The 318-nt window shown below is 54.7% G+C and carries 1 protein-coding gene; it reads right to left on the reverse strand.

Annotation, left to right across the window (positions count from 1 at the left end; translation table 11 throughout):
* The coding region (locus A372_RS32720; protein WP_272943447.1) for an AMP-binding protein at positions 1 to 296 on the reverse strand (296 nt) is incomplete at its 3' end.
* Positions 297 to 318 lie beyond the last annotated feature (22 nt).

The following is a 318-nucleotide window of genomic DNA, read 5'->3' on the forward strand; positions in this document are numbered from 1 at the left end:
ACTTGATGCTGTTGAATGGCCTGTGTCCATTCGGTCAACGATAGATTCCCTGGAGGCAAAATGGCCAGAGCAGCTCCATTCAGCAAGCTGCCCCAAATCTCGAACGTTGCCGCGTCGAACGATATCGTCGAGCCTTGCAGAAATACGTCCTTGCTGCTGATGTCCACATAATTGGCAGCGACAACGAGCCGGACCACCCCTCGATGCGTGACGCACACTCCTTTCGGAATTCCCGTCGATCCAGATGTATAGATGATGTAGGCCACATCGTCCGCGGTCGCCGCCGTATCTGTCAAGTTCGGCCAGCTTCCTTCCAGA

The sequence above is a fragment of the Paenibacillus sp. OSY-SE genome, assembly GCF_000283315.1.
Lineage (GTDB): Bacteria > Bacillota > Bacilli > Paenibacillales > Paenibacillaceae > Paenibacillus_B > Paenibacillus_B profundus.